Raw genomic sequence first — 26,217 nt, forward strand, 5'->3', positions numbered from 1 at the left:
GGGCCGAAGCCCCTTATGGTTATGCAGACGGAGTAGTAGCCACGTTCTGATTCGCCAGGCCGACGCCGATAGCTTCAGGACGCACAGCGGACGCTGCGTACCACAGCGCGATACGGCACTTACCGCCGAGCTGGTCGATATCACCCTGGAATGCGATCACACCGTTCAGGCCGGTACCCGGTACGCTGAAGCTCTGAGACTTCATGCCGGAGAACAGGTCGTGGTTCAGCGGGATAGGCTGAGACACCAGACGGATAGAATCGTCAGCCCAGAACACGTTCGCGGACACCGTGTCAGTGTTCCACACGGTCACAGCAGCGTTGTTAGCCAGCGAGGTGTTTACGTTAGCGTAAGCGCGCTGTTCAGCGGTCAGGCTGGTATCGTCGAGCGCGATCGGCTTCGGCGTGATGGTCAGGTTGTTACCGTTCACCGCAACCACGGAGAAGGTGGCGTCCTGAGTCAGCACGTTTTTAGCCATCTGCGACAGGAATTTCACGCCAGCGAAAGAAATCTTATCGCCGCGCTTGAAGCCAGTGCCTGAGCTGACAGCGACCACTGCGGTACGGTTGTCAACGTTCTCGCGGTTGCCATCAACATCAACTTTCCACGCTTCCGGCTTGAACTTCTGCGCTCCGGATACGGTCACGCCAGTTGCGGTAGAGGCGGCCAGTGAAGGCAACTTCGGAGAACGCAGAACATCGTTGAAGCCTGCAACCTGCTTCTGGATTACGCCTTTGCTGTAGGCATCGTCCTGAATGCGGCCGTAGAAGTCTTTGCCTGCCAGATCGCGGCCAGCGCCACGATAATCGTTCGGGTTGAAGAAGAACGAAAGACCGGCGTCGCGGTTAAGCTCACGCGCGAACATCAGGGATTCGGCTTCAGAGATGAAATCCCAACCGGAGTTTGCGCTGCCGATAGGTGAAGTGCTGGTTACGACCAGAGAGCCCATCTCAACAGCCTGGCGGGCGATTTCTGCCTCGACGTTGTTCGCCAGCTTCTTGGCTGATGCCTGAATGCGACGACGGTAGGAGGTTTCGTCGCGGACATCATCGGCGCGAAGCGCGAAGAAGTCGTTATCAGGATCGTTCAGGTTGACCTTAACAGAGAGTTCCAGAATATCGGTCTCTTTGCCAGTCAAATCCCATCCGCGCTGAGTCGGCGCTTCCTGCTCCAGCGGCATCCACACGGTATTACCAGAGCGCTGCATGGACGCGGCCGGAGGGGTGTATTTGCTTACGCGCTCAGCCATCGGGGTGAGGTTCTGAACGGTTTCGATCACTTCGTCGATTGCGTAAGTGACCAGTTGGCCTTCGGATAATGCCATTATCTGTTTCCTTTAAGTTGAGCCTTGAGCTTGCGATAGGTTTCCGTGTCACCTTTTGCGGCCGCCTTTTCCATCTGCTTTTGAATTGCAGAAATATTGGCCGCCGCTACGGATGACGTGACCGGCTCATCTGCCGGTGGTGCGCTGGATACCTGGTTAGCACGAGGCTTGAGAGTTAAGCGTTCGGATAGTAAAGCGAGCTCAATAAGTGCCTGCTGCCCGTTCATCGACAGTAACTGCCGGGTTTTCTCCGGGTTTGCACCCAAGTGGTAGATGAGCGCTGCAGATTTCTTCGGGAAGAGCGTCATGATGTCCACCCCAACCTGAGGAGGGACGATCTGCATGAATGCGTCCTCTTTCTCCTGATAGTCAGGAATGTTGAGCTTCTCTGCGGCGTCATAGTGCATGCGGGCAGCTTCGACGTATTGTGCTGATTGCTTGGTAAACTCCTGCGTCTTGCGACCCTGTTCGGCTACGGCATTGCTTCTCGCATCCATTGCCTTCATCAGCCATTCAGTGTTAGCGGCATTGAAAGCGGCCTGTGCGCGGCTCTGGTCGTAGTCGTACTTAGCCAGACCTTCGTCTGAGAGAAAGGCGTTGATATCCGGCTGGGGTGGAAGGTCAGGATTTACCCGTAAGTCCTCCGGCAGCTCACCGCGCTTTACTGCTTCCATCCTTTGCTCAAGCTCACGCTGACGCTTGCGCTCCAGACGTTTAGCTGCAAAGTGCGCGTTAGTTGCCGGGTCTTGTTTTGGTTTGGTCTCATCGTCGTTCAGGACAATGTCAAAGCCTTCGCTCTGCACACCTTCGCCATTGGCATGTGGCTCAGTATCGACAACGGATGCCGCCGTTGAGTCGACGTGCAGGGGTTGGCCTTCAGAGCCCTGAATTTCGGTGGTATCGGTCATGATTAACTCTCTCTTATTGAGGCATCTCGGCTACACCGCCGGTGGGGATATTTTGTCTCTGCGATTGCAGGTGGTTAGCTACGTCCATGCCCTGTTTGTGGCGCTGGTCGTTGCTCTTGAGAAGTAACTCAGCATTGGCGCGAGCATCTTCGCTGCGCTGCTGCTGGAATTGACCAACGGTCTTGAGGACTTCGCGCAGCTCTTTCTGCTTGTCGAGGTCCATACCGTTGAAGATTTCTGCGATTTTGGCTGCTGTGAGCTGGTTCTGCGCTTCAACCTTGCCAGCCTCAACGGCGATTTGCTGCTGCTGATTCTGCGCCTTGATAAGCTCGGCCTGACCGGCAAGGTACTGACCCTGAGCAACCAGCATTTCCGGATTAGGCTGCTGTTGCTGCTGTTGAGCTTCGGCGACTGCCTGCTGCTCTTCCGGCGTTTCAGGTTTCTTGAGTCCCATCAGCACAAGCTGCTTGTTGGCGTACTCGCGCATCATCTCGACGCCTTTTCCGTCGAGCAGCGTGAAGTACTGGAGAAGCAGCAACTGATACTCTGGCGTGCCAGGTGCGGTTTTAGATAACAGCTCCTGAATCTCTGCCCGGTTTTGCTCCTTCATGCTCTGGAAGCTCGGCCCGACGTCCGTGTAGCACTCGTACCGCCCGCGGATATCGTTAAGAGTGATGGCATTTCCGGTCTGGAGGTCGACAACCTGCGTGTATAGCTGGACCTCCTTCTCTCCGCCATCTTCCAGCGTTATCGTTACGCGACGCGGAACGTCGTAGATGTCGTTGACCATTGAGGCGTAAATCTCGCCGTCACGCCGCATTGCGGTAGCAAGGTTGTCCTGAAATACATACGTCTCCAGGTCGGCGCGCATGTTCAGTTGATTTACGGTGTCGAAAGCCACCTGTCCATTCGCCGCATCTGCATCAACGCCCATTGTCGCCACCTGATTAACTGCGGTGGTGGCCGCCTCAAGCATGTATGCGTTAGCCTGCGGGACTTCCGGGTTTTCCATGTAGGCCAACGGCTGAACTGGCAGGTCATTACCATTCTCATCCTTGCTGTTCACCAGGTAGTACGGGTAATCGTCATTGCCGTTGTACATGAACTCGTAACCGGCGATCTGCTCAGGCGTGAAGAATGGCTTCTTCTTCGGCGTCCGGGCTACCGTATCGGCGTTGAAGCTCATAATCATGTTGCGCAGGCGCTGGCCGTCTTTAGTCAGGCGCACAACACCTTCATAGACCTCTTTGTCACCGGCAAAAGACCACTCACCGAACACCGGCACAATGGGGATATGCTCACCGGCGATGCGCTCACGGTCTTTGAGGATTTTCGTCTGTGTAAGGAGCGTCTTGTAGACACGGCGGCGCTTAACCTTGCGCTCACCGATTTTCACCATTCCCCTGTCAGCCAGCTCATCAATCACATCAGCGATATCTTTTTTGAAGTAGCTGACAGGCTCGCCGGTAAGAGGATCCTGGTAGATGTAGGCGACCTCTTTCTTCTCTTCGACCTCGTAGTATTCCGCTATGTAGTAGACCTCGTTGGTCGTCCACGGGAATATCCAGTTAGAGGCTGGAGACTGAAAGTCTGGCAAGTCATCCTCATCAAGCCCCTGCTCTCTGGCAAACTCTTCCCAACCATCCTTACTCATCGCCGAGATAACTGTGCAATGCTTCGCGTCGCTCTTATCCATCTGCTTGGCGTTGGCATCCCACACGACATGGGAGCATGCTTCATGGATTGGCAAGCGGCGGATAATCTGGTTGTTGCTGGTTGGATTCTGGTCTTCGTATTCAGTCACCAGACGCCAGGCACCAACACCGGCTTCAATCTGTTCACGGACTGCGACGTTGACCGATATCTTCGCGGTGTTATGCCTCATGTCTGTCCGGTACATGCCCATGAGGATGTCAGCAGCATCAGGAGACGCGCCATCTTTCGGCTTAAACAGAACGTCTACCGGGTTCTTGCGCATCTCTGCGGCGAGCTTACGGACAACCGGGCGGACTACATCGAACTGTCCGCGATATTGCAGTGTTGTGTATTGTGAAAGCCAGTCATCCCACTGACTAATTCGGCTAAAGAAGAGGTCGTTAATCGCCTCGTTTCTGGCCTCATCGCTTGCTGCCCAATCCCTGTCAAACCGAAGGAGAATGGTTCGCAATTTGTCGTCTTGGTCGGCCATTATCTACCTCGGGAAATTGGACGAATTGGAGCCGGTAATGGCTTAGTTGGTTTGTTTTTGACTACCGGGAATGCAAACGTCAGGGCTAAGGCATCGGCGCGGTTTGGTGATGGAACGCCTCGGCGCTTCATGTCATCTTTTGCCTCAAGCACGATGCGCCCATCAAGTTTAACTCTGTACTCAGGGGCGACGATTTCGTCAGCTGTCTGCTGGTCATCGATGCTGCCCCCTTCTTTGAGCCATGACTTCATTGAGTTCCACATCTCACCGCGTTTGTTCAGCATGCCGGGGTCTTTGGATTCACCGCCAAAGTTAACCAGTTGCCACTTCCTGCCCCACGATCTACCTATTGAGTGAATGCCGGTGCCATAGCCGAAGTCTATGAACACTGCATCTGCCTTATGCTCATCCTCAAATCCAGCGACGATTTGCGCGAACTTCACATCGTCATCTGTTTTCGGGTAGGTGCCCAGCAGGCGCGCATGAAGCCCCTGGCGAAGGTAAATTGACGCCTCGTCAGTGCCAGTGTAAGCAGGGTCAACGCCGATTATTTTTGATGCGAATGTGTAAGAGCCGGGCTCAAGGGTGCGAGACATTGCCTCATCCACATATGCCTGAGGTATGAACTGGACTTCTGATGTCGACGGGAATAGCCCGCGAACACGCACCTTGAAGAAGTCGCTGTCTTCTCCGTAATCCTTGCGCCACTCTTCGATGAGTTCTTTGTTGGTCATCTTTGCCAGGCGGCTGTCAATTTGACGGCGACGCCAGCGATGTTTGAACTTGCGGAAGCACTCACGGAAACGCCCGGTGTTACGCGTCGGGTTCCCAAATGCGAACCAGAAAGGCTCGCCATCAGTAAGACCGCCCTCTGCCACTTCCCAAATTTTGTCAGGAACCGCTGAGGCTTCATCGAAGATGTAGAACGGGCTTGAGTTAGCTGCATGCAGGCCAGCAAATGACTCGCTGTTTTCTTCCCGACACGTCTGGCCGTCACAGCGCCATGACTCCATGTGATCCACATGGTAGATGTTCATGTTGCCTTTGCCGTTGTTGTACTCAAACCAGTGACCGGTGATGCACCGCTTCTTCCACTTCCCTAGCTCACCCCATGTTTTGGTGCGAAGCTGTTCAGAGGTGTTGGCTGTCACGACGCCCTTGCAGAAAGGGCGGGTGCTGAGGATGTACAGAATGACCCAGGCGGTTAGAGCACTTTTACCGATACCGTGACCAGAGCTGGTAGCGCAGCGATAGGCTTCAACAGGTTTAACGCCGTCGAAATTGTTAGTCCTGATTGCGTCACCCCAATCTGTAAGAAACTCTTTCTGCCATTCATCAGGTCCATCAAAGCCTTCAAGCTCACCCGTCCCCCAGTCAAACGCGTACATAACGAAGCCAAGCGGATCGTAAAAGAATCGCCCCATATCATCGGCAAGCATTGCCTCAAATTCTGATGACATTACTCACCTCTCGCGCGTTTTCTGGCCTCCTGAATGCGCTGAATCAGGTTAACCTCTCCGGTGTGTTCAACTTCTTGCTTATCGCGCCATTTATCGCGCTGTCGGTTCTTGAGCCAGAAGATGGCCGCAGTAGTGTCCGGTGGGTAGTGTTTCACTGTCGGCGTGATAACGATTGAGCCATCGACTGAACGAATATCGTCTTCTGGATGTTCATAACCAGTTGCTCGGTGAAACAGTTTTGCCGCCACTTCACCATCAGCAACTTCCTTTCCCTTTTTTATGGACTCAAAAAACTCTGGATAATCTTTTTTCCAGTTGTTGATTGTCGTCTCAGTCACCTCAAAGAAAGAGGCCAACTCTGCGTCAGTATGCCCTAGCAGGCAAAGCTTCCTCGCCTGTTCGGCATACTCAGGTTTGTAGGCCGATGGGCGTCCGACTTTTTTATCTCCATCTTCGGTCGCCATATCATTTCCTCGTTGTTGCATTATCCAGCCCACTCGGTGAATGAGCTGTGTATTGCATTAGGCCGTTATGCCTGCTGCCTTGACCGCTGCCAGAAGCGCGTTGTATTTCGCTGACAGGGTGGCGAAGTCGTTCTTAATCGCAGTGAGAGCTGCGTTAGTCGACGCCAGGGATGCGGCTGATGTGTCAGTGGTCGCTGCTGTGGCTGCTGGAACTGCTGCTACTGTGTTACCGCCAGATGTGCCACCGGATGAGTCGGTAATGGCGGTAATGGCTGACTGCTGGAGTACACCACCGCGATCTGTACTTGTCGGCACTTTGTTACCGGCCATTGCGGTTGTCGCTGTGGTGCCAATTACCGGCGCGAACGTTGTAGGCTTACCAGTCACTGATGCCCAGGTTACTGCAGCGCCGGCCGCACTGTACTGCGCTTCAAATGCGGTCTTGCTCATGTAGAGCAACTCGCCTGATGCGCTGGTAAACAGATAGCCACCAACCACAGGCCGGAAGATGCTCATAAACTGGCTGGAGAGCATCTGGTCTTTATAGTTGCCGTCAAAGCTTGCGATCGCATAACCCTCGACGGCCTGTTTGAGAGACTTAATCGGCAGTGCGGATACATACACGCCGTTGGCGTCAGAGTAGGACGGCCATTGCTGTTGATAGCTCATCTTATTCTCCTTCGAACAGCGCGAGCGCTTCGGTTGCGGTCTGGATTGCTTTGTCAGTGCGGGCTACAACACCAGTTTCAGCGGTAGCCAGCGTATAGGCGTCTTTGAACAGTTCAGCCTTGAGCTGATTTCCGGCAACGAATGCGATTGCCTTTTTAGCTGCGGCGGTGTCTTTCATCACCAGACGATACAGCTCAAGGTTGAGCTGCTGCGTATCGGTCATTTGTGTTACTTCTGCCATGATTGGCTCCAGTTAGTTGTTAATCTGACGCCAGTGGCGCAGGAGTTGCGGTTCTTCACAGAATGGCTAACCCACTTACGGCTTACCCGTCAGCAAGATTGCGATCACCATCCTTACGTGGTTACACAATTTATTTGAGGCACTGCTGCCGGATGTAGTCCTGCAGATAGTTAACCTGTTTTGTTACTGTTTCGATTCGCTCTCTGAGGGTGAAATAATCCCGTTGAGCGGAGTCTGTAAGTCTGGCGGTGGAAGCATCGCCCAGGCTGCCGGTGCCGGAGGTTCCGCTCGGGCAATTTGCGGAGACTCGCAGCCGTTTAGCGCCAGAAGCGACATCGCTACGCAAACGCTCAATGGTTTCTTTCGCATCAGCAAGTTCACCTGTGTATTTAGCATCAAGGGCTGCAACATCTCTCTGCCGAGTCTGCATATCTGTGATAGTGTCTTTAGCCAGATTTAATTCACGATTAACTTTGGTTAAAGACTCCTGTGATTCTGTGAGCGATGACCGGTAATGACTGGCGATGACTATGGCGATTGCCAGTAGCAGAGCCATTACGGCGAAGATGATGAGCTTCCAGTTAAAGGTCATTTTCACTTTCCGCCAGGCACATGGAGCGCTCCATCTCTCTCCGGTTCTGCAATCCCTTCCACTTCATGCCACCTGCATAGACCCAACGGCGCATTTCTTCACACGCCCCTTCCTGGTCGCCTTTGTTGAGCTTGCGGAGAAGAGTCGACTTAGCAAAGGCATCACCGCCTACGTTGAAGACAAAGCTGTAGAGGGATGCGCGCTGGTATTCGTTCAGAGGAACCTTAACCAGCTTGTCTACGGTCGCCTTAGCCGGTTGCAGGTCTTTCCACAAAAGCCGATCACATTCTTTGTCGGTGTAGGTCTTGCCGCGAATGATGTCGTTGCCAGTGTGGCCGTCGCAGACAGTCCAGACGCCAGCGACATCCTTGTAAGCCTGATACTTGCGACCCTCTACGCCATCCTTGCCACCAATGAATATCGTGGCGATGACCATCGAGCCTGCACCCGCTGCGGCAATCAGTTTGTTTCTCAGTGAGGACGGGATAGCCATCGTTAGTCCTCCTTTGATAACTGCCCGGCTGCGGAAGGCCATCGCTCATACGCCTGAATCTGCGCCAGCGTGGTTTTTCGTTTGTAATACCAGTTGATACCGAACGTCAGTAGCGCCACGACAATACCGGCGATAACGCCTACTGCGCTCCACTCGTCAGGACTTAGCCGGGTTAGCAACCCATTAGCCACCGTCCCGGCAGATGCGCCATAAGCTGCGCCAGAAGCTAATTTGCTCATATGTGACATCTCACACCTCCGATAGGAAGTGCTGTGGTGTAGTTAGGAAAGGCCAGCGAGGCATCGGATGCGAGGGTTCATCTGTGATTGATTGCCTGTGGCCTAATACGAAAAAGGCCCGCGATATGCGAGCCTTGAATATCTGGAGTTATTTGGTTGTGGTTGGCCACTACGTGCTGCTTAGCTCAGCGCCCTACAGGAAGGTTTTTTGGCTGAGTACCCATTACAGACCCTGTTATTACCACAACATTGAGAGCAATACCTGACTGCGGTCACTGTCGTAACTTGGCAATACTCTCATCGTTATAGGCTCCGTTTCGTTGAGCTAACGGCGGGCAATCAATCCGCACCTGTCGGGAACTTATTTTCAGCGTTAATGCTCGTGCCCGTGAGTAAGCTCACTCGTGAGATAACTTATTCCCGGAAACGAAAAAGCCCCGAGCTATTAACTCAGGGCTTAATGTTTTTAGCGCTTAACAACGTGCGCAACTTCCACTGTTAGAAATCATATCCGCAGGTTCGGGAAAAGTAAATAGCGCACGATAAATTAATGCGCTATTTTCGGTTTTCACCTGGTGACTTCTCGTAACTGTGCGTCAGCCCACGATTCTTCCACTTCAAACTTGATGATGAGGGCGTCGTAGAACGGCTTAACAGACTTCTTCCACGTGTCGAGTGATATGGAATCCGTGATTTGGCATACCGCAGCAAAGGCCTCGGTAGAGGGCAGTCGAGGATAGCCGACGCCGCCGCAGCGCTTGCAGTCAGATATAACCGGAATTCCCTGCCTTTCCGTCTCCTCCTGATTTATCGCCTTCCCTCGTCCCTTGCAGTCAGAGCATGCGGTCGAGACTACCCCTTTCCCTTTGCACTTCTGGCACAGCACTTTCACCTGCTCCCTTCTGGCCGCCAGATTCGGTCGACCAATGTGCTTCATGGTCACGACTTCCGCATGAATGAAGCCAACGCCATTGCAGCATTCACACTGCCGGGTGCTCCCGGCGTTGCGTGAATAATCCTCAAAGGCGTAAGTTGCGAGCGCTTGCATTACCTTTGGCTTAATATCACTTTCGAGCTTGCGTAAGGCGGCTACCTTATCGCAGCGCTCAATTGCATACAGGGTCAGCAGTTCAATAGCTTTCTCACGGTCATTGCTGCTGACGCCCATTTTCCCCATAAACGCTGCAAATCCCATTTGCGCGCGATTCTGCACCATTCCCTGAGCGGCCATGATATCAGTGCCGGTCAGTGCGTCTGATGCTGTGGCTCTCGGGGAATCACTTATAAGCGTGGATTTTGGAAAGTGATATTTGATTGAGTTTTCCAGGTTCATGCTGCGCTTCCCCCATCAGGCTTATTGAGTCCGAGACGATTGATAACTTCCCGGCGCATCGCTTCCAGTCGCTTGCGCGCCTCATCGTTGGTCTTCAACGCATTGTCGATATCTTCGAGCATCTCGCGGTCCTTCTGGCGCTGCTGAGCTAATGCGATGCTGGTTACTGTGCTCATACTGGCTCCCCCACCATTGAATCGAGTTGTCGCCTTAACATCTTCAGCGCGCCGTCCGGGAATGGCTGGCGCGCTAGGCCGGTGAATATTCCCTTCACCTTCCGGTCGCTAAGTCGTGGCAGCAATGCACTAACCGTTGCGCGGATAGCGCCGTTAACTTTTCGTCCGTCTTTTTGTGCGAGTCTGGCGGCCAACTCCACCGTGACCAGGGCATCGAGATATTCCTCACAGACCTCTCTGTTAGCTTCACTCATACGGCCACCTTGGTAATTCGTTTGTAAGCACGAAGCACATGAGAGTTTTTCCCGTAAAGGGTTATCTGATACGTCAGACCTCTCGATTCCCACGACTGAACGGGTGAAGCTCGCAACCCCTCGTCAGCAAGACGCCTGGCTTTTGCGATCTCCCAAAATGGACCGTTAATCCATATGCGGGCGAATGAACCTTCATCGCTAAAAGTTATTTTCATGCTGCCTCCATTAACTCGGCTATATCGGGTAACTTCCCGCCCAGCTCGGTCACCACCAAAACGAGCATTCCGCCTTTAACCGCCTGACAGCGCTTGATGCGCATATCGTCTACCTGACCGTCATCCATCCAGAAGCCCGCACTTGTGAGTGCGTCAAAAACGGCTTTGGGTAGATTGTCCAAATCGCGTTTGCGGTTATCGGGAGGTGCTGCGTGGATGGTGATTTTGATGCGGGGTTGGATTTTTATGTCTAACTTGTGCTGCTGAATGATTTCGATTACTTCTCTTCGGTATCGCTTACCCCAATCGCTGATGTAGTGGATTCCTCTTGAGTGTCGCCAGTACTTGTTGACTGAGGGCGGCCATGGAAGAACTATTCGGTATTGATTCATCGCACCGTTACCCTCCCTTCTCGCGTTAGCTTTTGCAGCGTCAGGACGATAGCGCGATCCATTTCAGAGCGTCGCTCCTCCCGACTGAGTTCTTTGCCGTTGTCGATGCGCTCATGACATGACGGGCAAAGCGCCGCTGTTAAGCTGTCGTCGACCTTAAGGCCGATTCCCTTCCCTTCGTTTCGATGCGCAGCCTGAACTCCATACCGGCCACACAGAACGCAGCAATCTATCTCCCTGACTGCCTGAAGCCATTTATTGCTCCTGAATATCGTCATTTGCGATATCTCCGTTCGGGTCTCGATACACAAGCCACTCGTTGATGCACTCTCCGCATGCGTAGGTTTCATCCGGCTCCAGCTGCTTGCTGCACCCTGCGCAGAGAGCCCTTGTTATGCTCTGCTGCTCGTAGGTTTGGGTTTGGATGGGGTTAAGCATCTTGGCTTTCCTGCATCATGAGGAAAACAATCATGGCGGCACGCAGCGGGTTATTGTGATAACACTCTACACTCTCACACCCATACTGCATAAACTGCGCCTCGCAAGGCATTCCCTCTGCACCGAACCTGATGTTTATCTTGCTACCGACAATAATCGGCCATGCGTCGGCGGTGTTGTTGCATGGGTCAAAAACACCAATCCTCATCGGCCCCCGAACAACCACTGCGCTACATCCATCCTCTTGCGCCCCTTGCCACCCGAGGCTGTTAAACTTTTTATGCCCCGTCGCTATGGCGACTCGTTTATTAATTTCGTAATCACTTAACTTTGAATAGTCCATCAGTGCAGCCTCGCTGTGTTTGTGCCGTCTACTGGCTCAATCGTGATAACCAGCTCTTTGTCTTCCAGTTGCCAGATGAGCCCCTTGTCCTCGTCACCTTCAGTCGCCTGCTCGACGAAGCCCATCAGGTAATTCATCAGGATGCTCATGGCATCCACGCCATCGCCCTGCATGTCTTCCATCAAATCGGCGAAGCGCTCTGCGTACTCGTATTCAGCTGTCATGTTTCCTCCTGGCGCGCAGGCGCTCCCACATCACATCGTGAAGGTGAGAGGTATACGCGAAGGTTTTTATTTCGGACGGGGATACTTCTGGCTTTCGTTTCTTTCGGTGGGTAACGCGGTAGATGCAGTTTTCGCAGACTATGTCGGTAATACTTCGTCGCTGTCGCCTCACATATACCTCCTGTCAGTGAATCTGACGCCCTGCCCGGTCGCCCACGCTATCGTGTACTCAATGAGGCTGGACATGCGCTTAACGCTCATCTCAGCGCTGCTCTCGCGGATGTTTACGTATTCACCCTCAAGACCGGGCACAACCTCAGCCTCTTGCTTTGTCGCTACGGCGTGACCGCTAATCAGCAGCACCTTCCACTGCTCCGGCCGTAACCATTTCCCGCACCACTGAACCTGCGCAGCAATATCTGCCAGGAGCGCGTGGAATTTCGCGTTCTGGTCAAGGTTGCGCTTGTAGTCAGTAATTCTGATGGTGACCGGGCGGTCGGTGTCGAGAGGTGATGAGAGGATGGAGTTTATTGCTTCCTGTTGCTGCAACTTACCCCTGAGAAATATCGTTTGTTTCATGGCATTCCTCGTCAAGTTTGAGCTCTTCAATTGCCCATGAAGTTATTCCGTTTTTCTTCAGATATTTGTTCGCTTTGTTATATGTGGTGAATGCAGCCACCGCTTCCATATCACCCTCAAAGCCCGGGATGCTTACGACAAAAACCGATGCGCCCATCACTCCCCCTTAACCTTGAGACCGGCGGCCCTGATAGACTCAGCGCAGTAGTCGATGGCGCAGTTGTGGCCTTTGTCGAATTCGTCCTCAACCATCACTTTGGCATCGAGTTCAATCTCTACCGCTTCACGCGATGCCTTCCATGCATGCCATGCGCGATCAATAAACTCGTTGTAATACCCACCAATAGTTGAACGCTGCCCCTCAACATATTCAATTGGTTCGTCTGCATACTGGCACCACCACGCCTCAAACTGCTCTCTGCTCTTATCCACGGCGCTTCTCCTCTTTGGCCAGCAACAACGAACAGCAAATGAATACGCAGGCGTTGGTGAACATCAGTCCATCCCGCATAGCGATAGCGCCAATCAGAAACATAGCGCCGGTAAATCCAGTCATCAGGACGCTCATATCAGGCTCCAATTCGTGAGGTGATGAGTTTTGCAAACGGGCTAATCCGCGCGCACTGGCTAATCGGCTTACGTTCAGGTGCCGGGTAATACTCGTAGCACCGCGTCTTGCGGCCATCTGGTAACAATGCGCGAACCGATTTCCGTGTTAGTTCACCGTTCATCTCCAGCACCCGCATAGTGTTGATGCAGTAAACAGGTGACAGCCCGGTGATTTCGCTGGCCTGAGTCGCCGTAACGGCTCCATGTTCTTTTACGCAGGCGATAAGCTCGGCTCTGTGGTTAACAGAGTCGACCAGACGCCAGCGCTTGGGGTTCTGGCTGGTTCCGGTAAGCTCTCCGTCGCGCTTCATGCGATTAAGTACGCTGCGCACAGCCTCAAGCGTATTTCCTGTCCGGTCAGCTATTTCGGTCGTGGTCATAACCTTCCCTGCCTGCATGATGGCGAGAATTTTGGCTCGTATCGTTTTCATGGGATTGCTCCGCTCAATACCTCGCGCGGCTTATCGCTTCCAAAGCAATTAGCAGGCTGGAATTGAGATATTGTTTAGTGAGTGTTTCGATGCTGAGGAAGTAAGGAGTGCCGATGTAGGCTGATATTACCTGAATATCATCGAGGGTTATTTGCATGGCTCGGGTGCCGCTGGGATAGGCATCCAGTGCGCAACTTGATATGGACTTCCTTTTTTCCCATAAGTGGAAAACCAACAGCCCAGCCACATCCCATCACCTTTGTATTTTCCACTCTCGATATTAAAGTGGTCATTACATGAGATACGCATTAGTACCGCCTCACCGATTCCAGGCATCCGCTCGCTGCATGGAATCCAGCCATCATCCTCCCCGGATGAACCCTGCGTCATGGCTTCCTGCAGGCGATCAAGCTTCACGTATTCCCGAGCTGAATAGCCTTCTTTAATCCAGTCAGCGGCGACTTTTGCCGAGGTTGTATAGTCGTAACACTCGCCACACTTGGTCAGAAGCTCGTACAGGTCAGCTACCGGAGTGCACTCGAAACCATCACTACCGCCAATAGTCCTCCATGCCAGCGATTCGAACTGGTGCGATGTGGTGTCGGCTTCTGCGCTCAGAGTTGCAGCCAACGCTGTAGTATCGCGTACCAGTTGCTCTGCCGCCTGTCTCATTTCGCTTTTGGGCTTATCGGTCGGCGTGTTCTTATGGTTGCTCCATGAACCAATCTCGTCATTACCAGACTGAAGCATAGTGGCGCGGCAAGCGTTCCATCCACGGTGATAATCAGTAGCGTTAGAATCAATTTCGTAAGCGGCGGGAACACCAGGTGCGGGCGGTGATTCGTAAAGCACTCTACATATAGCGCCTCTCGCCTTCTCTCTTTCGAATGCCTGTGTTGAGCACTGAACCCACGTATTTCCGCCAACGTTGACCTCTCTCCTGATGTGCGATTCATGCTCAACAGGCTCCGCCCGCTCACGCTCTTTGCGCAGCGCCAGAAGCTCTTTCTCAAGCTGCTCGTAATCCTCGTACTTAACCCACCTGCCATCTTCCTTCTCTCGGTGACAGACGATGCCGTCTTCATCAAGACCTGCGCGATAACGGGTTACATTGCTAATAGTGCTCATGATTTCTTACCTTCAATGCTGGCGATGATTTCGTTGCGAGCTGATTCAATCTTACGGTTGATATCCCGTCGCAGTATGGCGTTCATTACCCGGTCGCGGCGGTATGCTTTAAGCGGCTTCCGGTGCTTTACCTTCTCGCGCGTCGGCAGGCTTGATGCTGACCAGTAGCGCTGATTTCGCGCAGAGAACTCCTTCAGCGCTGCGCTCTGTAGCGCCGCCGTTGTGGTTGCCTTGCTCATGGTTAATCCTCCGCACGCATGGCGTGGCCCGGTGCGTAACATTTAAGGTTGTCATTAGTGAAACGCCAGCCGCCTTTCTTTGCTTCCCTCAGGCAATCTCTGAACGTCTCTCCGCCGTACTCATCGAAGCCTATTCGCGTCGATGCCGCTTCAGGTTGCGATCGGTACTCTTCACAGGATTGGCAATCGCAATAAAGCTCCATTGAATATCCACTGACGACCATCAAAATCCCCCTTTCTTATTCGGTTTGCGCTCGCGCTCTTCCTTGCGGAAACGCGCCTCTTGCTGGTCGACGTCGTAAAGAATGCCGTTGCGCTGCTCAACGTAAACAGTGCCTGTGTTGCCGTGGCGGTTGAGTCGCAAAAGCAACTCTGTTTCTGCCGGATTAACCGTGTCGTCATCCTCATTCTCGCGATAGATACCGACCCAGTAATCACAGTCCTGCTCAATCTGGCCGGTAGAGCGTGAGTCGCTCGGCTGCGGTCGCTTATTGGCGCGAGCCTCGGAACCACGGTTGAGCTGCGTCAGAAGCACGACAACGCAGTTAAGCTCTTTAGCCAGTATCTTGAGACCTTTGGTGATGATGCCGTACGCCTGAGACTCGGTATCCGCCTTCTCGGCAGCCATGAGCGTCAGGTAGTCGACAAGTACCATCCCCACCTCGCCGCGCTCGCGCTTAATGCGGCGCGACTCGGAGACGATGTGAGCCAGAGACAGGCCCGGCGTGTCGTCGATGTACAGGTTGTTGCTGTCGGCAATCTGCGTACCCATAGCGAGTGCCTGGGCGAACTGGTTTTCGTTGTAGCCATTCTGGTAAAACACATCCGACTTCACGCGGGAGTGCTGCGAGATGATTCGCTCTACGAGCTGCTCGGTTGGCATTTCGAGGCTGAACGCGAGGGTTGGCAGGTTTTCTACCAGCGCGCAGTGGATAGCCATTTTCTGGTATACCGTGGTCTTACCCATCTTTGGCCGCGCGCCGACAACGAAAAGAGATCCGCGTACGATTCGCTTGGGCTCCAGCATTTCGTCCAGCGCTTCAATCCCCGATGTCAGGCCTACCGATGACGGGTTGCCTTCCAGTCGCTCACCGACCTGATAAGTCCACTTGTTGAATGCATCCCTGAACGTCATCAGGCCGCGATGATTGCCGGTTTTGGCTTTGTCATCGACCTTCATCGCCAGCGCCTGCACCGCTTCCAGCTTCTGTGCGGTCGTCATTCCTGAGCGCGAGTAGAGCACCTCAAGCATCTGCGTTGCCTGCTCGATTGCCATGCGCTCGGTCGATTTGTCCTTCACGACATTGGCGTAGTGCATGACGTTAGCTGCACTTGGCGTGTTTCGGGATATGTCTGCCAGGTAAGCGAATCCGCCTACCTGCTCAAGCTCTCCCTGCATCTCCAGTGCGTCTGAAAGCGTCAGCATATCCAGCGCTTTGCCTTTGGCGTTCAGCCCCTGCAACGCTGCGAAGATTCTGCCGTGCTGCCTGCTGTAGAACATATCCGCATTAAGGAAGCCGAGAACCTTCTGGACGTTGTCGCTGTCCGGGGCGACCATCACTGAGCCGAGAACGGCCTGTTCAGCTTCGTAGTTACATGGCGGGGTTTTGATGTCATCGGTCATCGCGATCACCCTCACGCACTTCGATGTAGAGCTTGGAGTTCAGGAAGCTGTCAAACTTCATGCGGCGCCACGTCCTGCCGGTCTTCTTGTCAGGCCGGTCTTCCAGCATCCAGCGGCAGTTTTCGCTGATGTATTTCAGGTATCCCCTGAAGCCTTCCATGTCGAGAGGCTTGCCATCCAGATTGCGGGCGATCTTGTTCGCCTTGCCCCAGAAGGTGCGGATGAGGTTACGACGCTCATCAGTGAGGCATCTCCACCCCCTGGCTTCTGGCAATTCATCTTTCAGGCATTGCCAGACTTCTTCGCAGGAAATTTTTGGCTTCTGCACGACGGGCTTTTGATTCTGTTCTTCAGGCTCGTTTGCGACATACTCATTACCTAAAGGTAATGAGTTATTATTTATATTATTGTTTATGGACAAACGTTGGACATCGCTTGGACAAACAGCTCTGAGAGCCGCATTTTTACTGGTGTTTGCGTTGGACAAGTCTTGGACATTCGTTGGACAATTTTGAGTCTGAAAATCGTCATATTTTACGATGGTGATGAGGCTGAATTTCTTCTGCATCGACGTGACGGTAATCATCCCTTTAGCCTCAAAACTGCGCAGGAGGCTTTTCACTTTGTTGTCGGGAATGAACGTTTCGCTGACCAGTGTCGGGCGGCCCGTAATCATCTGCCCGCGCTCAACGGTGACGGGTCCAACATCGGTGTTTACGACGGCATCCTCATGGTTTGCCTTGAGGATGAGATGCACCCAAAGATGCACGGCCTGAGAGTCCTTGTAGAGTCGGCTATCCATAAACTGGCGGTGTATAGAGACAAACCCCATACCGGCTGCCTCCTGCTGGTTTACGCGGCGTTCTTGCTGCCGGTAGTCTGCTAATTTAACGACGCCCATTCTTCACTCCTGCCTTAGCCAGTCGATAAACACCAATGAACCGTTCAGCGAACGATCTGTTATTGGCTGCCGCTACAACCAACCCGTCAGGTGATTCAGGGTGCCGAATCTCTTCTTTTTCCTGGTACTTCCTGCGTTTTCGCATTAAAATGTCTCCTGTTGATTGTGTTGGCGTAACACAGTTTGCTAAGCCTCGAATGAGTTACCGCTCATCGGGGCTTTTTCATTTCTCAATATCTTCGCTACCTGCTCAGCAAGACGGGCCATCTCGTCATCCACGACACCCCATTCCAGTACTGCAAGTAACATCGAGAACTTCGGTATCCAGTCGCGTTTCCATCGACTTATTTGCGCTTTATCGACACCGACAGCTGCGGCTGTTTTCTCTGTGCCAATCATTGCGATCTTGTTAAGCAAGGCGCTCTCAATGCGTAACGCCTCGTTGCGTTTATTTGCGTGTTCCATTCGGTATTCTTCCTTTGTTGTTTAGATAGATACGTACGCAGACCGTGTGGCCTGCCACTTAAATGAATTACCGCGTTGTCGGCGGTTCAGATTGATAAAGAGCGGGTACTGCTTAGGCGGCGTTCAATTCAGGAGGAAATACATCGTCCAGTTGAACTTTCGCCCCAAAACTATTGAGTGCTTCAACGAGCGAACGGCACATTTTTAAATCCGGATGTCGCCGCCCTGATTCGTAATGTCCAATCGCTCCCTGAGTGCACCCAACCTTTTCAGCCAGTGCGGCTTGGGAGACCTTCATGGTTTCCCGGATTTTCCGAAGATTGCTCATCGGTTATCTCCTCAGGATGGTACATGCATCAATAATACATTCCGTACTGAGAGAACGCAAGAGGATTAATACATTTTGTGCGTTGTCACTGTCAATACAAGTCGTAATAATCGGCGTATGAAAACACCGTGGAATGAACTGGCAAAAGCCAGGATGAAACAGATTGGCCTCACGCAGGACAAACTTGCTGAAGCTCTGGGTAAAACTCAGGGTGCGATAGGTCATTGGCTGAATGGCCGCCGCGAGCCAAGCATTGAAGATATAGCGGCAATCATGAAGCAGCTCGGACTGAAGGAGCTGGTTCTGAGCTCTGATGGTATGGTTGACTACCCGAGTGACGATCTGGCCAACGTTTCCAATCCACGCCCTCATACGGAAGTAAGGAGATTCCCTCTGATTAGTTGGGTGAGCGCAGGAAATTGGTGCGAGGCTGTGGAGCCATATCAGCTTCAGGAAGTAGAGGTATGGCCGGAAACGACATCTCATGCCAGCGAGCGATCGTTCTGGTTGACGGTAAGAGGCGACTCGATGACAGCGCCGTCAGGACTCAGCATTCCAGAAGGAATGCAGATACTGGTAGACCCGGCCATTGAGGCAACGAGCGGTCGACTGGTGGTGGCAAAGCTGGACTCTGAGAACGAGGCGACATTTAAGAAGTATATCGTCGACGCCGGACAAAAGTACCTGAAACCACTTAACCCCAGCTATCACATGATCCCCATCGACGGTAACTGCCGAATAATTGGCGTCGTCATCGAAGCCAAATGGCAAGGCCTCTAAAATTCCCCAACCCGCTACGGCGGGTTTTTTAATACCCGCAAAAACTATTTTCCAATATAAAACATACACTTCGTATTTTTACGCCATTTTTAAGTACATTTTGTATTGACGATATTCAGTACGTTTTGTATTGTTAGGCCATCAGCAGGACGCTGGTAGCCAAACGGAACAGATTGGCATCGCTCTTTAACTTCGACGGTGCGCTGACAAAGCGCGAACAGATACCAAACGAGATGGGTTTGGGATTGGGTGAATGCGCAGGCTGATGCGCTAACGGTAGCGCTTGATAGCGGTATGAAATGTCGGCGAGAAAATACGACGGGATATGGGTTGGTACAGCGGCCGCTCCCGGCAGCCAACCAAAATAACCGATACCACAACGCCGGAGATCAGCACCGGCCATCCAATCACCAAAGCCATTTCACACGAGGACAAAGCCATGACGGTTATCCAATACGGTTCTTCAGTATCAGCTGGTAACGCTAAAACTCGCCGTCATGAGCGGCGCAGAAAGCTCGCTATCGAGCGTGACGCTATCGGCAATATCATCGACTCAATTTTAGGTTGCGAGGCTCCTGACGCTTCTCAGGAAGAATCACGCAAGCATGCAAGCCGCGTTGACCGAGCCACTTCGCTCGTAGCTCTCCGCGATTATCAGGAGCCGGAAGTAACCGAACGCAAGCGTAACCCGGCTAATCGCAAGCCGGTTAACCACCCTACCCACTTGATTAACGCGCATCAGAAAATGCGCGGCAAATCGATTCCATTAATTTGAGGTGAGATATGGATGATGAAGTCGAATGCGACGTATGCGGCAAAGGGATTGCTGCGGTTGCCGTTTACAGTGGCGATGGTAATGAAGAGCTGTGCCACGAATGCTATCACGACATTTACGACATTGATGATGAATGCTCGCAAGCTAAAGCCATCGGCGAGGAGGAGTGAATGGAAAAGGATAAGAATAACCAAATCAAATTGCACATTTGTTCGGCCAGGTGATGAAACGGAAATCAGTACCGTGAATGGGGTGCAGCGGATGTGGTCACCACGTTTAAACGCACACGAAAACCTCTCATGGGTAACTGCGGCGTGGGGAGTTGAATACGAAGCGATTACTACCGCGCCCGCTGAATAGCAGCCGATAGCCGATTCATGGAGTCGGTTATCTGATGCAATCCGCATCATAACCACTACAGGAGACGAAGACCTGTTCTGGTTATTGGAGAAACCCTCATTATCCCCTGAAGTTGTTTGCCCTCTCCGGAGGGCTTTTTTTCGCCTGCATATCAACAAGGCTGCTTATTAGCGCGGCCTTTTCGCTATGCCAATTAACCAAGGATAACACCATGCAACAGTTCGCTTTTGCAGGGTGGCCTGTTGTGGGCTGCTCTGAATCGCTACTCGACCTCATCACCCGCCGCATGCGCGGCATCTGCAAAACGCTTAAGGAGCTGACATGTACGGCAATCAAACAGTAAACCATCAGGCCCTTATGGCCGCGCAGAGCAAGGCAGCAATCGCGCGCTTCCTTGGTAACGGCGACATGTGGCTGGAAGCTGCAAAGCAGATGAAAGCCGCGTTAAGCATGCCCTGGCACCGGAGGCCGCAATGAATCATCTCAATCCCCGCGACATGACGGATGAGCAGTTCTATCGGCTTGTCCATGACATTTTCGACAATTACTCAGAGCAGGAGTCCGAACATGACAACCAATCCTCCCCGTCTCGCGTCGACGATTGCGATCAGCAAGATATGGCGTGAAGCATATATCAAGATGGCGCTCGAATACCGCCGAGCTGGCGACCGCAGGGAGAAAAAACTTGCTCTGCTAGCGGCTCAACTTGAGCGCATGAACGTTCGTGAATTACTCGGCCCTGCGCCGTTCTGAGGTTTCTATGAGCAAAGAGTTTTATGCACGTCTGGCAAAAATACAGGCCCATCTTAACGCGCCGAAGAACCAGTACAACTCATTCGGCAAATACAAATACCGTAGCTGCGAGGACATTCTGGAAGGTGTTAAGCCGCTTCTGGATGGGCTGTTTCTCTCAATAAGCGATGAGATCGTGCTTATTGGTGATCGCCATTACGTGAAGGCCGTGGCGACTATTACTGATGGCGAAAGCTGCCACACCGCCACTGCAATGGCTCGCGAGGAGGAAAGCAAAAAAGGAATGGACGCAGCACAGGTTACCGGCGCGACAAGCTCATATGCTCGCAAGTACTGCCTTAACGGGCTGTTTGGCATTGATGACGCAAAGGATGCGGATACTGACGAGCATAAACAGCAGCAATCCAGGCAGGAAAGCAACGCGACGGCTAAAAAGCATGCCTCGCCCGAGCAGGTTTTAAAAGCGTTTACTGAGGCCGCATCTGCAAAAAATAGCGTCGCAGAGCTTAAGGGAGCCTTCGCTAAGGCGTGGAAGATGCTGGAAGGTACGCCTGAGCAGCAAAAGGCTCAGGACATTTACAACATTCGCAAAGATGAACTTGAAGGGATGGAAGCGTAATGGCGCACTCAATAACAGTAAAACTCAACAAACCAGCCAGGGAGTTTCAGGCAGGCGAAAGCATCGGATTTAATGTCCGCGCAGGCGTTCAGTATTACGACAGGCAGTCCAAGAAAAAGGAGTGGACGAACTACAGCGCCGCTGTGTTTGCCAAGCCGGGTCCGCAAGCGGATTACTACCGCAGCGTGTTGGTTGAAGGGTCTATCGTGGAGTTAACTGGCGACAGCATTAAGGTTGATGCTTACCAGGGAAGCAATGGGCAAACCATCACGCTTGAGCTTCAGAATGCAAAGATTGGCTTTGCTTCTTCAGGCCAGCAGCAGCCATCGCAAACAACTTCTAGCTCAGAGCAGTTCGACGATTCAATCCCCTTCTGATTTAACCCAATAAGGCCAACAAAATGTCATCACCTCTTCCCGGGGCGGGATATGCCCGCCCGCCAAAACGCTCCGGCACCAAAGAAGAGGTGCTGGCGCGCATCAAAGCACACCTGCAAGAGACCATAGGGAATCAGTACGAAACCGAGAGCAAGGAAGCTCGTATGACACGCCAGGCTGATGCGCTGGCCGACCGGCAGCTGTGGGACGACAACCTCGCGGCATCGTTTATGCCCGGATTCGTTACCACCGGCCCTCGCCGCCCTGAAGAAACAGATAACCGTATGCGCCGATTCCTCGGTCGCTACGGTCACGTTCGTAGCGATTAAGGAGTCAATCATGATTACACATGACCCGCTTATCACACCAAGCGAGCTGGCCGCTCGCGTCAAATCTCAGCCGATGCCGAGCCGCGAAGAGTTAATGGCGCGCAATAGCTTCGGCTCTGTGAATAACAACAAATACCTCAACCGCTGGCTGCGTAAAGGCGGTGCCGCATGAGCACTATCCAGTATGTAGTGATTGATGAAGGGGTATTTCCTGAGGATGCATATTACCTTGATCCCCAGCATATCGATGAAACCACTCATGAGTGGTATTTCGAGAGCTTAGCGCAGGATGCGGCGCTTGATTTCTACGATAACCATGATGGCTGGGAATCTTCATGGCCTATGGAGATCGAGCTTTTTGTAGACGGCAAAAGCGTGGGCACGTTCTTAGTCGAGATGGAGTCGGTTCCGCGCTTCAACGCAAGGAAAAAATCGGAGGCCGCCCATGACTAACACCAACGAACTGATGGCAACACTGAAAGCGGCGGCGCTGGCAGCTACGGCGCTTAATCTGGATTCTGCTGAAATACAACGCGAAGACGAGTGCGTGGAGTGTCCAGTGTGTTGCGGAGAAGGTCATGTCGACGTAGACGCCGACTTCTGTAATATCGACGGCGTAGCGCTCGGTGTTCTGTTTTACGGCATTGGCGAGCACCACGGTGCGGCAGAAGAGTATTTACGGGCCGCCAACCCCGCCGCCGTGCTTGAGCTGATAGCAGCGCTGGAAGCCGCGCAGAAGCGCATCGCTGAGCTTGAGTCGGGCATCAATCTTGAGACAGGGGGTGAGTGAGATGATAAGGCATCTAAAAAAGGTCCGCGCTGATGAGATTGGCCCGAATACCGTGCTTTCTGTTTTCGATGAGTACTATCGAGTCAGGAAAGTAAATTATCTTGGCGAGCGCACGACGCTGTTTCTTCAGGAGGAAAGTGAGCCTCTGTCTTACTTCGTCAAAAACGACATTATCGAAGTTAAGGTGCCAAATGGACTTGAGATTGATGTAGAGGTGAAATTGTGAGCGCAGCAAACCTGAAAGCAGATGGCAGTGGATAAGCTTGTGTGTGATTAGGTAAGGAGGTAAAAATAAAAGCTCATAAGGAGACATAAAAATGACGAATGAGCAGAAGATTTACGCAGCAATCAGAGCAGCTCGCAGCAAAGCTCCTGAGCGAGAGAAGACTGCTGAGCTTCACTTACAGTTGCTAAAATATGCCGATGAATTACGTAACGTTGACAGAAAGGCGATCTGCGAAGAGCTAGGGATAGGCCATTCTTATACTGCCGAGATAGGGAAAATGCGCAACATTATTAATCGACTAAAATCAGCTGGTCTGGATACTTCAAAAATCTGATTCTTTCATCATCACACTGCAATATAACCCTAGGATTCTCCCGAAAGGCGCTGCTTGATTTATCAGAAAGAGGAAGGTAAATGAATAGAAAAGTTATTGGTATATTGCCACATGGGCAAGTTAAGGTGGCGTACGTCGCTGATGGCGATAAGCATGTTACTTTTAGTGGTTTCAATGGGGTTGACACCACACATCTAACAATTCCAATAAGCACATATGAGCTTGATGGAAAAGAGTATTTAATCTGTCTTTCAGACCGCGATTTGCCGAAGGAAGATATAGAAAAAATCCTTAGAGAAAGTTAACTGTCACCCATAAAAACAAACCTGCTTAAGCAGGTTTTTTTTACGCCATTCGTTCTGGAAGCCACATGCATTTTGTAGCTCCGATTGATGAATCCGCAGAATGCTAGCAGCAGAAAATACATGCCGAGACGCCTAAATCAGCATCCGATAGCGCCACGAATTGACAGCCCGCCAACCTCAATTTACTGTATATAAATACAGTTATTTTGGGGTGTGTCATGAGCAAAGACTCGGACTATCTGATTATCTATCGCGGAGAGATACATCACCGCATTACTCCCGGGAGATGGGTGCTCATTCAGCGTGGAAAGGAATACGGCGGTGGGTGGTGGCTAGGAAAAGCATACGATGATGTGTTTATGCTGGAGTTCGAGAAACCATGTTCGATGACCGCAGCATCGGAATACATCATGTCGCATGGAAGGATGCAGACATTCCCGCCGTGGGATGACAATTTTGAGTTAACACCATGACCCGCTTAGGCGGGTTTTTTATTGGAGCGAATATGAGAGCCCAGAATCAGAGAGTTCATATTGTTTACAAGATAGGCAGGAATGGCACTGGTTACGAAGTGGTTGCTGTCTTTGAGAGCAAAAAGGACGCTGATGCGATGGTTGAAAAGAAGTCGTCGTGTCATGAAGCGCACAGCCATTACCTCTACAAGGTAATCAGTAAAGAAGTGAAGTCTACAAACGCCGCCTGATGGCGGCTTTTTTACGCCTGGAGATAATCGAATGAATGAAGTGATTCAGCTTGTCCCCAACAAATGGGTATCCGAAGAAGTACTGATGGCGATCACCGGACTGACGAAAAACGCCATCAAGTCAGCGCGCGAGAAGTCATGGATGGAGGGTAAGGAGTACCGGCACTACTCAGGCGACTGCCAGCCCAAGGACAACTCCCCTATTCTCTACAACCGGCATGAAGTCGACGCATGGGTTGAGCGTCAGCGGCCAGCGATTCCCCGCCAGAAATCTGCTTAAATACCTTTCCCCATTAACTGACGAGGAATCGTTATGACGAAGTATCCAACAGGAGTGGAGAATCACGGCGGAACACTGCGGATATGGTTCATCTATAAGGGCGCAAGGGTAAGGGAAAACCTCGGCGTCCCTGATACACCGAAAAACAGGAAAGCCGCTGGCGAGTTAAGGACGGCGGTTTGCTATGCAATCAGGACTGGTAATTTTGATTACGCATCGCAGTTCCCTAACTCGCCGCGGGTTACGCAGCATGAGGACACAAAAGCTAAGGTGACGATTGAGGAGTTAGCCAATAAATGGCTTTCGCTAAAAGAAACCGTTTTGGCTAAGAACACCCACATGAGATACACGTCTTACGTAAAGATGTGCCTTAGAATTCTGGATGAGACGATGCCTGTTTCTTCTCTTACTCATGAGAACCTGCTTTCTTTGCGTCATGAGCTTTTGACCGGTTACCAGCTTATAGGGAAAACGCTGGAGCGATCACACAAAAAGGGCCGAACAGTACGAACCGTTAACGGATACATGGCGGTTATGCTGGAGATGCTTAAGTTTGCAGAGAAAAATGGATATACCGGCGGGAAAGTAATTTCAGATGTGAAGCCTCTCAGAAAGTCCAGGTCTGAGCCAGATCCGCTAAGCAAGGATGAGTTCGTAAGGATGCTGGCAATGGCTAATCACCCGCAGATAAGAAATCTATGGATACTGGCCGTTAGTACGGGCATGAGGCATGGGGAGATATGCGCACTGGCATGGGAAGATATTGATACCACAGACTGGACAATTAAGGTGCAGCGCAATCTGGCTATTTCAGATCACTTCACACCGCCAAAAACTGAAAGTGGAATCCGCACCATCATTCTGACCAGCGCAGCCATAGAGGCCATAAAGGACCAGATGCAGTATACGAGAATGCAAAAACAGCATGACGTTACTGTCCACCTCAGGGAGTACGGTAAAACCAGGACTGACCAGTGCACATTTGTTTTCAATCCATCAGTTTCCGGACGGTATCCAACCAAAAGCATATGCTACATTCCAGGCTCGATTGCAGCCTCATGGAACCATCTGCTAAAGCGAGCCGGAATCAGGCATAGGAAAGCATACGAATCCAGGCATACATTTGCATGCTGGGCTCTAAGTGCCGGAGTGAATCCGAGCTTCATTGCAAATCAGATGGGGCACACAAATGCACAGATGGTTTTCAACGTCTATGCAAAGTGGATGTCCGATAAAAACGGAGACCAGGTAGCCATACTGAACCAAAACTTTGGCTTTAATGCCCCACTGATGCCCCAGGGTAAAGTGGCTGACATGTAATCCTTTAGC

The 26,217-nt window shown here is 52.0% G+C and carries 48 protein-coding genes; 17 read left to right on the forward strand and 31 right to left on the reverse strand.

The window, feature by feature from the left end; all coding sequences use genetic code 11:
• Nucleotides 1–19: 19 nt before the first annotated feature.
• The 30 genes from BJP61_RS11980 to BJP61_RS12120 all read right to left on the reverse strand — a co-directional run bounded on the left by BJP61_RS11980 (nucleotide 20) and on the right by BJP61_RS12120 (nucleotide 18,257).
• Entirely contained in the window at nucleotides 20–1,324 is a 1,305-nt protein-coding gene (locus tag BJP61_RS11980; RefSeq protein WP_171998422.1) for a P22 phage major capsid protein family protein, read from the reverse strand.
• Entirely contained in the window at nucleotides 1,324–2,232 is a 909-nt protein-coding gene (locus tag BJP61_RS11985) for a scaffolding protein (RefSeq protein ID WP_171998423.1), read from the reverse strand. Before BJP61_RS11985 ends, BJP61_RS11980 begins: the two co-directional genes overlap by 1 nt.
• Nucleotides 2,233–2,245: 13 nt before the next feature.
• The gene (locus tag BJP61_RS11990; RefSeq protein WP_171998424.1) at nucleotides 2,246–4,420 is read right to left on the reverse strand and encodes a portal protein; all 2,175 of its coding nucleotides are present in this window, start codon (nucleotides 4,418–4,420) and stop codon (nucleotides 2,246–2,248) included.
• Nucleotides 4,420–5,880 (reverse strand): terminase, encoded by a 1,461-nt coding sequence (locus BJP61_RS11995; RefSeq protein ID WP_171998425.1) that lies wholly within the window; start codon nucleotides 5,878–5,880, stop codon nucleotides 4,420–4,422. The genes BJP61_RS11990 and BJP61_RS11995 overlap by 1 nt, the downstream gene beginning before the upstream one ends.
• The gene (locus tag BJP61_RS12000; RefSeq protein ID WP_171998426.1) at nucleotides 5,880–6,344 is read right to left on the reverse strand and encodes a terminase; all 465 of its coding nucleotides are present in this window, start codon (nucleotides 6,342–6,344) and stop codon (nucleotides 5,880–5,882) included. The genes BJP61_RS11995 and BJP61_RS12000 overlap by 1 nt, the downstream gene beginning before the upstream one ends.
• Nucleotides 6,345–6,401: 57 nt before the next feature.
• On the reverse strand, nucleotides 6,402–7,013 hold the full coding sequence (locus BJP61_RS21555; RefSeq protein ID WP_181954714.1) for a hypothetical protein: 612 nt from the start codon (nucleotides 7,011–7,013) through the stop codon (nucleotides 6,402–6,404).
• A gap of 1 nt (nucleotide 7,014) precedes the next feature.
• Complete coding sequence (locus BJP61_RS12010) at nucleotides 7,015–7,254, reverse strand: DUF2560 family protein (protein ID WP_171998427.1); 240 nt, start codon at nucleotides 7,252–7,254, stop codon at nucleotides 7,015–7,017.
• A gap of 130 nt (nucleotides 7,255–7,384) precedes the next feature.
• Nucleotides 7,385–7,846 carry a lysis protein gene (locus BJP61_RS12015; RefSeq protein WP_171998428.1) on the reverse strand — a complete coding sequence of 154 codons (462 nt, stop codon included), beginning with the start codon at nucleotides 7,844–7,846 and terminating at the stop codon, nucleotides 7,385–7,387.
• The gene (locus tag BJP61_RS12020) at nucleotides 7,836–8,339 is read right to left on the reverse strand and encodes a lysozyme (protein ID WP_105605628.1); all 504 of its coding nucleotides are present in this window, start codon (nucleotides 8,337–8,339) and stop codon (nucleotides 7,836–7,838) included. The genes BJP61_RS12015 and BJP61_RS12020 overlap by 11 nt, the downstream gene beginning before the upstream one ends.
• Nucleotides 8,340–8,341: 2 nt before the next feature.
• A complete protein-coding gene (locus BJP61_RS12025) occupies nucleotides 8,342–8,587 on the reverse strand; it encodes a phage holin (protein ID WP_032986368.1) in 246 nt (81 codons plus the stop codon).
• Between the two features lie 559 nt (nucleotides 8,588–9,146).
• Nucleotides 9,147–9,911: an antitermination protein gene (locus BJP61_RS12030; protein WP_171998429.1), complete on the reverse strand. Its 765-nt coding sequence runs from the start codon at nucleotides 9,909–9,911 to the stop codon at nucleotides 9,147–9,149.
• A complete protein-coding gene (locus BJP61_RS12035; protein ID WP_171998430.1) occupies nucleotides 9,908–10,087 on the reverse strand; it encodes a hypothetical protein in 180 nt (59 codons plus the stop codon). The genes BJP61_RS12030 and BJP61_RS12035 overlap by 4 nt, the downstream gene beginning before the upstream one ends.
• Nucleotides 10,084–10,341: a hypothetical protein gene (locus BJP61_RS12040; RefSeq protein WP_171998431.1), complete on the reverse strand. Its 258-nt coding sequence runs from the start codon at nucleotides 10,339–10,341 to the stop codon at nucleotides 10,084–10,086. The genes BJP61_RS12035 and BJP61_RS12040 overlap by 4 nt, the downstream gene beginning before the upstream one ends.
• A 211-nt stretch (nucleotides 10,342–10,552) precedes the next feature.
• Nucleotides 10,553–10,948, reverse strand: coding sequence for a crossover junction endodeoxyribonuclease RusA (locus BJP61_RS12045; protein WP_171998432.1), 396 nt, complete (start codon nucleotides 10,946–10,948; stop codon nucleotides 10,553–10,555).
• On the reverse strand, nucleotides 10,945–11,226 hold the full coding sequence (locus tag BJP61_RS21735; protein WP_075198475.1) for a hypothetical protein: 282 nt from the start codon (nucleotides 11,224–11,226) through the stop codon (nucleotides 10,945–10,947). The genes BJP61_RS12045 and BJP61_RS21735 overlap by 4 nt, the downstream gene beginning before the upstream one ends.
• Nucleotides 11,204–11,386, reverse strand: coding sequence for a protein NinF (locus BJP61_RS12050; protein WP_171998433.1), 183 nt, complete (start codon nucleotides 11,384–11,386; stop codon nucleotides 11,204–11,206). The genes BJP61_RS21735 and BJP61_RS12050 overlap by 23 nt, the downstream gene beginning before the upstream one ends.
• On the reverse strand, nucleotides 11,379–11,729 hold the full coding sequence (locus BJP61_RS12055) for a phage protein NinX family protein (RefSeq protein WP_171998434.1): 351 nt from the start codon (nucleotides 11,727–11,729) through the stop codon (nucleotides 11,379–11,381). The genes BJP61_RS12050 and BJP61_RS12055 overlap by 8 nt, the downstream gene beginning before the upstream one ends.
• Nucleotides 11,729–11,953, reverse strand: a complete 225-nt coding sequence (locus BJP61_RS12060; protein WP_171998435.1) for a hypothetical protein — start codon at nucleotides 11,951–11,953, stop codon at nucleotides 11,729–11,731. The genes BJP61_RS12055 and BJP61_RS12060 overlap by 1 nt, the downstream gene beginning before the upstream one ends.
• A complete protein-coding gene (locus BJP61_RS12065; RefSeq protein WP_171998436.1) occupies nucleotides 11,943–12,125 on the reverse strand; it encodes a NinE family protein in 183 nt (60 codons plus the stop codon). The genes BJP61_RS12060 and BJP61_RS12065 overlap by 11 nt, the downstream gene beginning before the upstream one ends.
• Nucleotides 12,122–12,532, reverse strand: coding sequence for a recombination protein NinB (locus BJP61_RS12070; protein WP_171998437.1), 411 nt, complete (start codon nucleotides 12,530–12,532; stop codon nucleotides 12,122–12,124). Before BJP61_RS12070 ends, BJP61_RS12065 begins: the two co-directional genes overlap by 4 nt.
• The gene (locus BJP61_RS12075; RefSeq protein WP_171998438.1) at nucleotides 12,504–12,689 is read right to left on the reverse strand and encodes a hypothetical protein; all 186 of its coding nucleotides are present in this window, start codon (nucleotides 12,687–12,689) and stop codon (nucleotides 12,504–12,506) included. Before BJP61_RS12075 ends, BJP61_RS12070 begins: the two co-directional genes overlap by 29 nt.
• A complete protein-coding gene (locus BJP61_RS12080; RefSeq protein WP_255485162.1) occupies nucleotides 12,689–12,964 on the reverse strand; it encodes a hypothetical protein in 276 nt (91 codons plus the stop codon). Before BJP61_RS12080 ends, BJP61_RS12075 begins: the two co-directional genes overlap by 1 nt.
• Nucleotides 12,957–13,100 (reverse strand): hypothetical protein, encoded by a 144-nt coding sequence (locus BJP61_RS12085; protein ID WP_007706486.1) that lies wholly within the window; start codon nucleotides 13,098–13,100, stop codon nucleotides 12,957–12,959. Before BJP61_RS12085 ends, BJP61_RS12080 begins: the two co-directional genes overlap by 8 nt.
• A gap of 1 nt (nucleotide 13,101) precedes the next feature.
• Complete coding sequence (locus tag BJP61_RS12090) at nucleotides 13,102–13,572, reverse strand: winged helix-turn-helix domain-containing protein (RefSeq protein WP_255485163.1); 471 nt, start codon at nucleotides 13,570–13,572, stop codon at nucleotides 13,102–13,104.
• Between the two features lie 147 nt (nucleotides 13,573–13,719).
• Nucleotides 13,720–14,700: a DUF551 domain-containing protein gene (locus BJP61_RS12095; RefSeq protein WP_171998439.1), complete on the reverse strand. Its 981-nt coding sequence runs from the start codon at nucleotides 14,698–14,700 to the stop codon at nucleotides 13,720–13,722.
• Nucleotides 14,697–14,939, reverse strand: coding sequence for a hypothetical protein (locus BJP61_RS12100; RefSeq protein ID WP_171998440.1), 243 nt, complete (start codon nucleotides 14,937–14,939; stop codon nucleotides 14,697–14,699). The genes BJP61_RS12095 and BJP61_RS12100 overlap by 4 nt, the downstream gene beginning before the upstream one ends.
• Nucleotides 14,940–15,162: 223 nt before the next feature.
• Nucleotides 15,163–16,563 (reverse strand): DnaB-like helicase C-terminal domain-containing protein, encoded by a 1,401-nt coding sequence (locus BJP61_RS12105; protein ID WP_171998441.1) that lies wholly within the window; start codon nucleotides 16,561–16,563, stop codon nucleotides 15,163–15,165.
• The gene (locus tag BJP61_RS12110) at nucleotides 16,553–17,464 is read right to left on the reverse strand and encodes a DNA replication protein (RefSeq protein ID WP_171998442.1); all 912 of its coding nucleotides are present in this window, start codon (nucleotides 17,462–17,464) and stop codon (nucleotides 16,553–16,555) included. Before BJP61_RS12110 ends, BJP61_RS12105 begins: the two co-directional genes overlap by 11 nt.
• Before the next feature lie 186 nt (nucleotides 17,465–17,650).
• The gene (locus BJP61_RS12115; RefSeq protein ID WP_146378952.1) at nucleotides 17,651–17,929 is read right to left on the reverse strand and encodes a lambda phage CII family protein; all 279 of its coding nucleotides are present in this window, start codon (nucleotides 17,927–17,929) and stop codon (nucleotides 17,651–17,653) included.
• A gap of 112 nt (nucleotides 17,930–18,041) precedes the next feature.
• Nucleotides 18,042–18,257: a helix-turn-helix transcriptional regulator gene (locus BJP61_RS12120; protein ID WP_041460603.1), complete on the reverse strand. Its 216-nt coding sequence runs from the start codon at nucleotides 18,255–18,257 to the stop codon at nucleotides 18,042–18,044.
• Nucleotides 18,258–18,374: 117 nt separating this feature from the next.
• Here BJP61_RS12120 and BJP61_RS12125 point away from each other — a divergent pair, with 117 nt between their 5' ends.
• A complete protein-coding gene (locus BJP61_RS12125; protein ID WP_012125662.1) occupies nucleotides 18,375–19,037 on the forward strand; it encodes a LexA family transcriptional regulator in 663 nt (220 codons plus the stop codon).
• Nucleotides 19,038–19,170: 133 nt separating this feature from the next.
• On the opposite strand, the gene BJP61_RS12130 is transcribed toward BJP61_RS12125, so the two are convergent.
• Entirely contained in the window at nucleotides 19,171–19,440 is a 270-nt protein-coding gene (locus BJP61_RS12130; RefSeq protein WP_171997499.1) for a hypothetical protein, read from the reverse strand.
• A 36-nt stretch (nucleotides 19,441–19,476) separates the two neighbouring features.
• On the opposite strand from BJP61_RS12130, the gene BJP61_RS12135 reads away from it, so the two are divergent.
• The 16 genes from BJP61_RS12135 to BJP61_RS12210 all read left to right on the forward strand — a co-directional run bounded on the left by BJP61_RS12135 (nucleotide 19,477) and on the right by BJP61_RS12210 (nucleotide 26,208).
• Complete coding sequence (locus tag BJP61_RS12135) at nucleotides 19,477–19,812, forward strand: hypothetical protein (protein ID WP_171998443.1); 336 nt, start codon at nucleotides 19,477–19,479, stop codon at nucleotides 19,810–19,812.
• An 8-nt stretch (nucleotides 19,813–19,820) separates the two neighbouring features.
• The gene (locus BJP61_RS12140) at nucleotides 19,821–19,982 is read left to right on the forward strand and encodes a hypothetical protein (RefSeq protein WP_165608639.1); all 162 of its coding nucleotides are present in this window, start codon (nucleotides 19,821–19,823) and stop codon (nucleotides 19,980–19,982) included.
• A 401-nt stretch (nucleotides 19,983–20,383) separates the two neighbouring features.
• Nucleotides 20,384–20,515, forward strand: coding sequence for a protease FtsH-inhibitory lysogeny factor CIII (locus BJP61_RS12145; RefSeq protein ID WP_029464155.1), 132 nt, complete (start codon nucleotides 20,384–20,386; stop codon nucleotides 20,513–20,515).
• Nucleotides 20,494–20,649 carry a host cell division inhibitory peptide Kil gene (locus tag BJP61_RS12150; protein ID WP_171998444.1) on the forward strand — a complete coding sequence of 52 codons (156 nt, stop codon included), beginning with the start codon at nucleotides 20,494–20,496 and terminating at the stop codon, nucleotides 20,647–20,649. Before BJP61_RS12145 ends, BJP61_RS12150 begins: the two co-directional genes overlap by 22 nt.
• Nucleotides 20,650–20,739: 90 nt before the next feature.
• Nucleotides 20,740–20,925, forward strand: coding sequence for a hypothetical protein (locus BJP61_RS12155; RefSeq protein ID WP_012125672.1), 186 nt, complete (start codon nucleotides 20,740–20,742; stop codon nucleotides 20,923–20,925).
• Nucleotides 20,926–20,932: 7 nt separating this feature from the next.
• Nucleotides 20,933–21,544: an ERF family protein gene (locus BJP61_RS12160; protein ID WP_171998445.1), complete on the forward strand. Its 612-nt coding sequence runs from the start codon at nucleotides 20,933–20,935 to the stop codon at nucleotides 21,542–21,544.
• Nucleotides 21,544–21,921, forward strand: coding sequence for a hypothetical protein (locus BJP61_RS12165; RefSeq protein ID WP_171998446.1), 378 nt, complete (start codon nucleotides 21,544–21,546; stop codon nucleotides 21,919–21,921). Before BJP61_RS12160 ends, BJP61_RS12165 begins: the two co-directional genes overlap by 1 nt.
• Nucleotides 21,922–21,944: 23 nt before the next feature.
• On the forward strand, nucleotides 21,945–22,250 hold the full coding sequence (locus BJP61_RS12170) for a hypothetical protein (RefSeq protein WP_171997501.1): 306 nt from the start codon (nucleotides 21,945–21,947) through the stop codon (nucleotides 22,248–22,250).
• Between the two features lie 10 nt (nucleotides 22,251–22,260).
• The gene (locus BJP61_RS12175) at nucleotides 22,261–22,422 is read left to right on the forward strand and encodes a DUF2737 family protein (protein WP_171998447.1); all 162 of its coding nucleotides are present in this window, start codon (nucleotides 22,261–22,263) and stop codon (nucleotides 22,420–22,422) included.
• Nucleotides 22,419–22,703, forward strand: coding sequence for a hypothetical protein (locus BJP61_RS12180; protein ID WP_105739360.1), 285 nt, complete (start codon nucleotides 22,419–22,421; stop codon nucleotides 22,701–22,703). The genes BJP61_RS12175 and BJP61_RS12180 overlap by 4 nt, the downstream gene beginning before the upstream one ends.
• A complete protein-coding gene (locus BJP61_RS21560; protein WP_181954715.1) occupies nucleotides 22,696–23,040 on the forward strand; it encodes a hypothetical protein in 345 nt (114 codons plus the stop codon). The genes BJP61_RS12180 and BJP61_RS21560 overlap by 8 nt, the downstream gene beginning before the upstream one ends.
• A 1-nt stretch (nucleotide 23,041) precedes the next feature.
• On the forward strand, nucleotides 23,042–23,266 hold the full coding sequence (locus BJP61_RS12190; RefSeq protein WP_171997504.1) for a hypothetical protein: 225 nt from the start codon (nucleotides 23,042–23,044) through the stop codon (nucleotides 23,264–23,266).
• Nucleotides 23,267–23,357: 91 nt separating this feature from the next.
• On the forward strand, nucleotides 23,358–23,600 hold the full coding sequence (locus BJP61_RS12195) for a transcription factor (RefSeq protein WP_171998448.1): 243 nt from the start codon (nucleotides 23,358–23,360) through the stop codon (nucleotides 23,598–23,600).
• An 80-nt stretch (nucleotides 23,601–23,680) separates the two neighbouring features.
• Entirely contained in the window at nucleotides 23,681–23,905 is a 225-nt protein-coding gene (locus tag BJP61_RS12200; protein ID WP_171998449.1) for a hypothetical protein, read from the forward strand.
• Nucleotides 23,906–24,639: 734 nt separating this feature from the next.
• Nucleotides 24,640–24,888: an excisionase family protein gene (locus BJP61_RS12205; protein WP_032804352.1), complete on the forward strand. Its 249-nt coding sequence runs from the start codon at nucleotides 24,640–24,642 to the stop codon at nucleotides 24,886–24,888.
• Nucleotides 24,889–24,921: 33 nt separating this feature from the next.
• Nucleotides 24,922–26,208 (forward strand): site-specific integrase, encoded by a 1,287-nt coding sequence (locus tag BJP61_RS12210; RefSeq protein WP_171998450.1) that lies wholly within the window; start codon nucleotides 24,922–24,924, stop codon nucleotides 26,206–26,208.
• Nucleotides 26,209–26,217 lie beyond the last annotated feature (9 nt).

The organism is Cronobacter sp. JZ38 (assembly GCF_008932145.1).
Classification (GTDB): domain Bacteria; phylum Pseudomonadota; class Gammaproteobacteria; order Enterobacterales; family Enterobacteriaceae; genus Cronobacter; species Cronobacter muytjensii.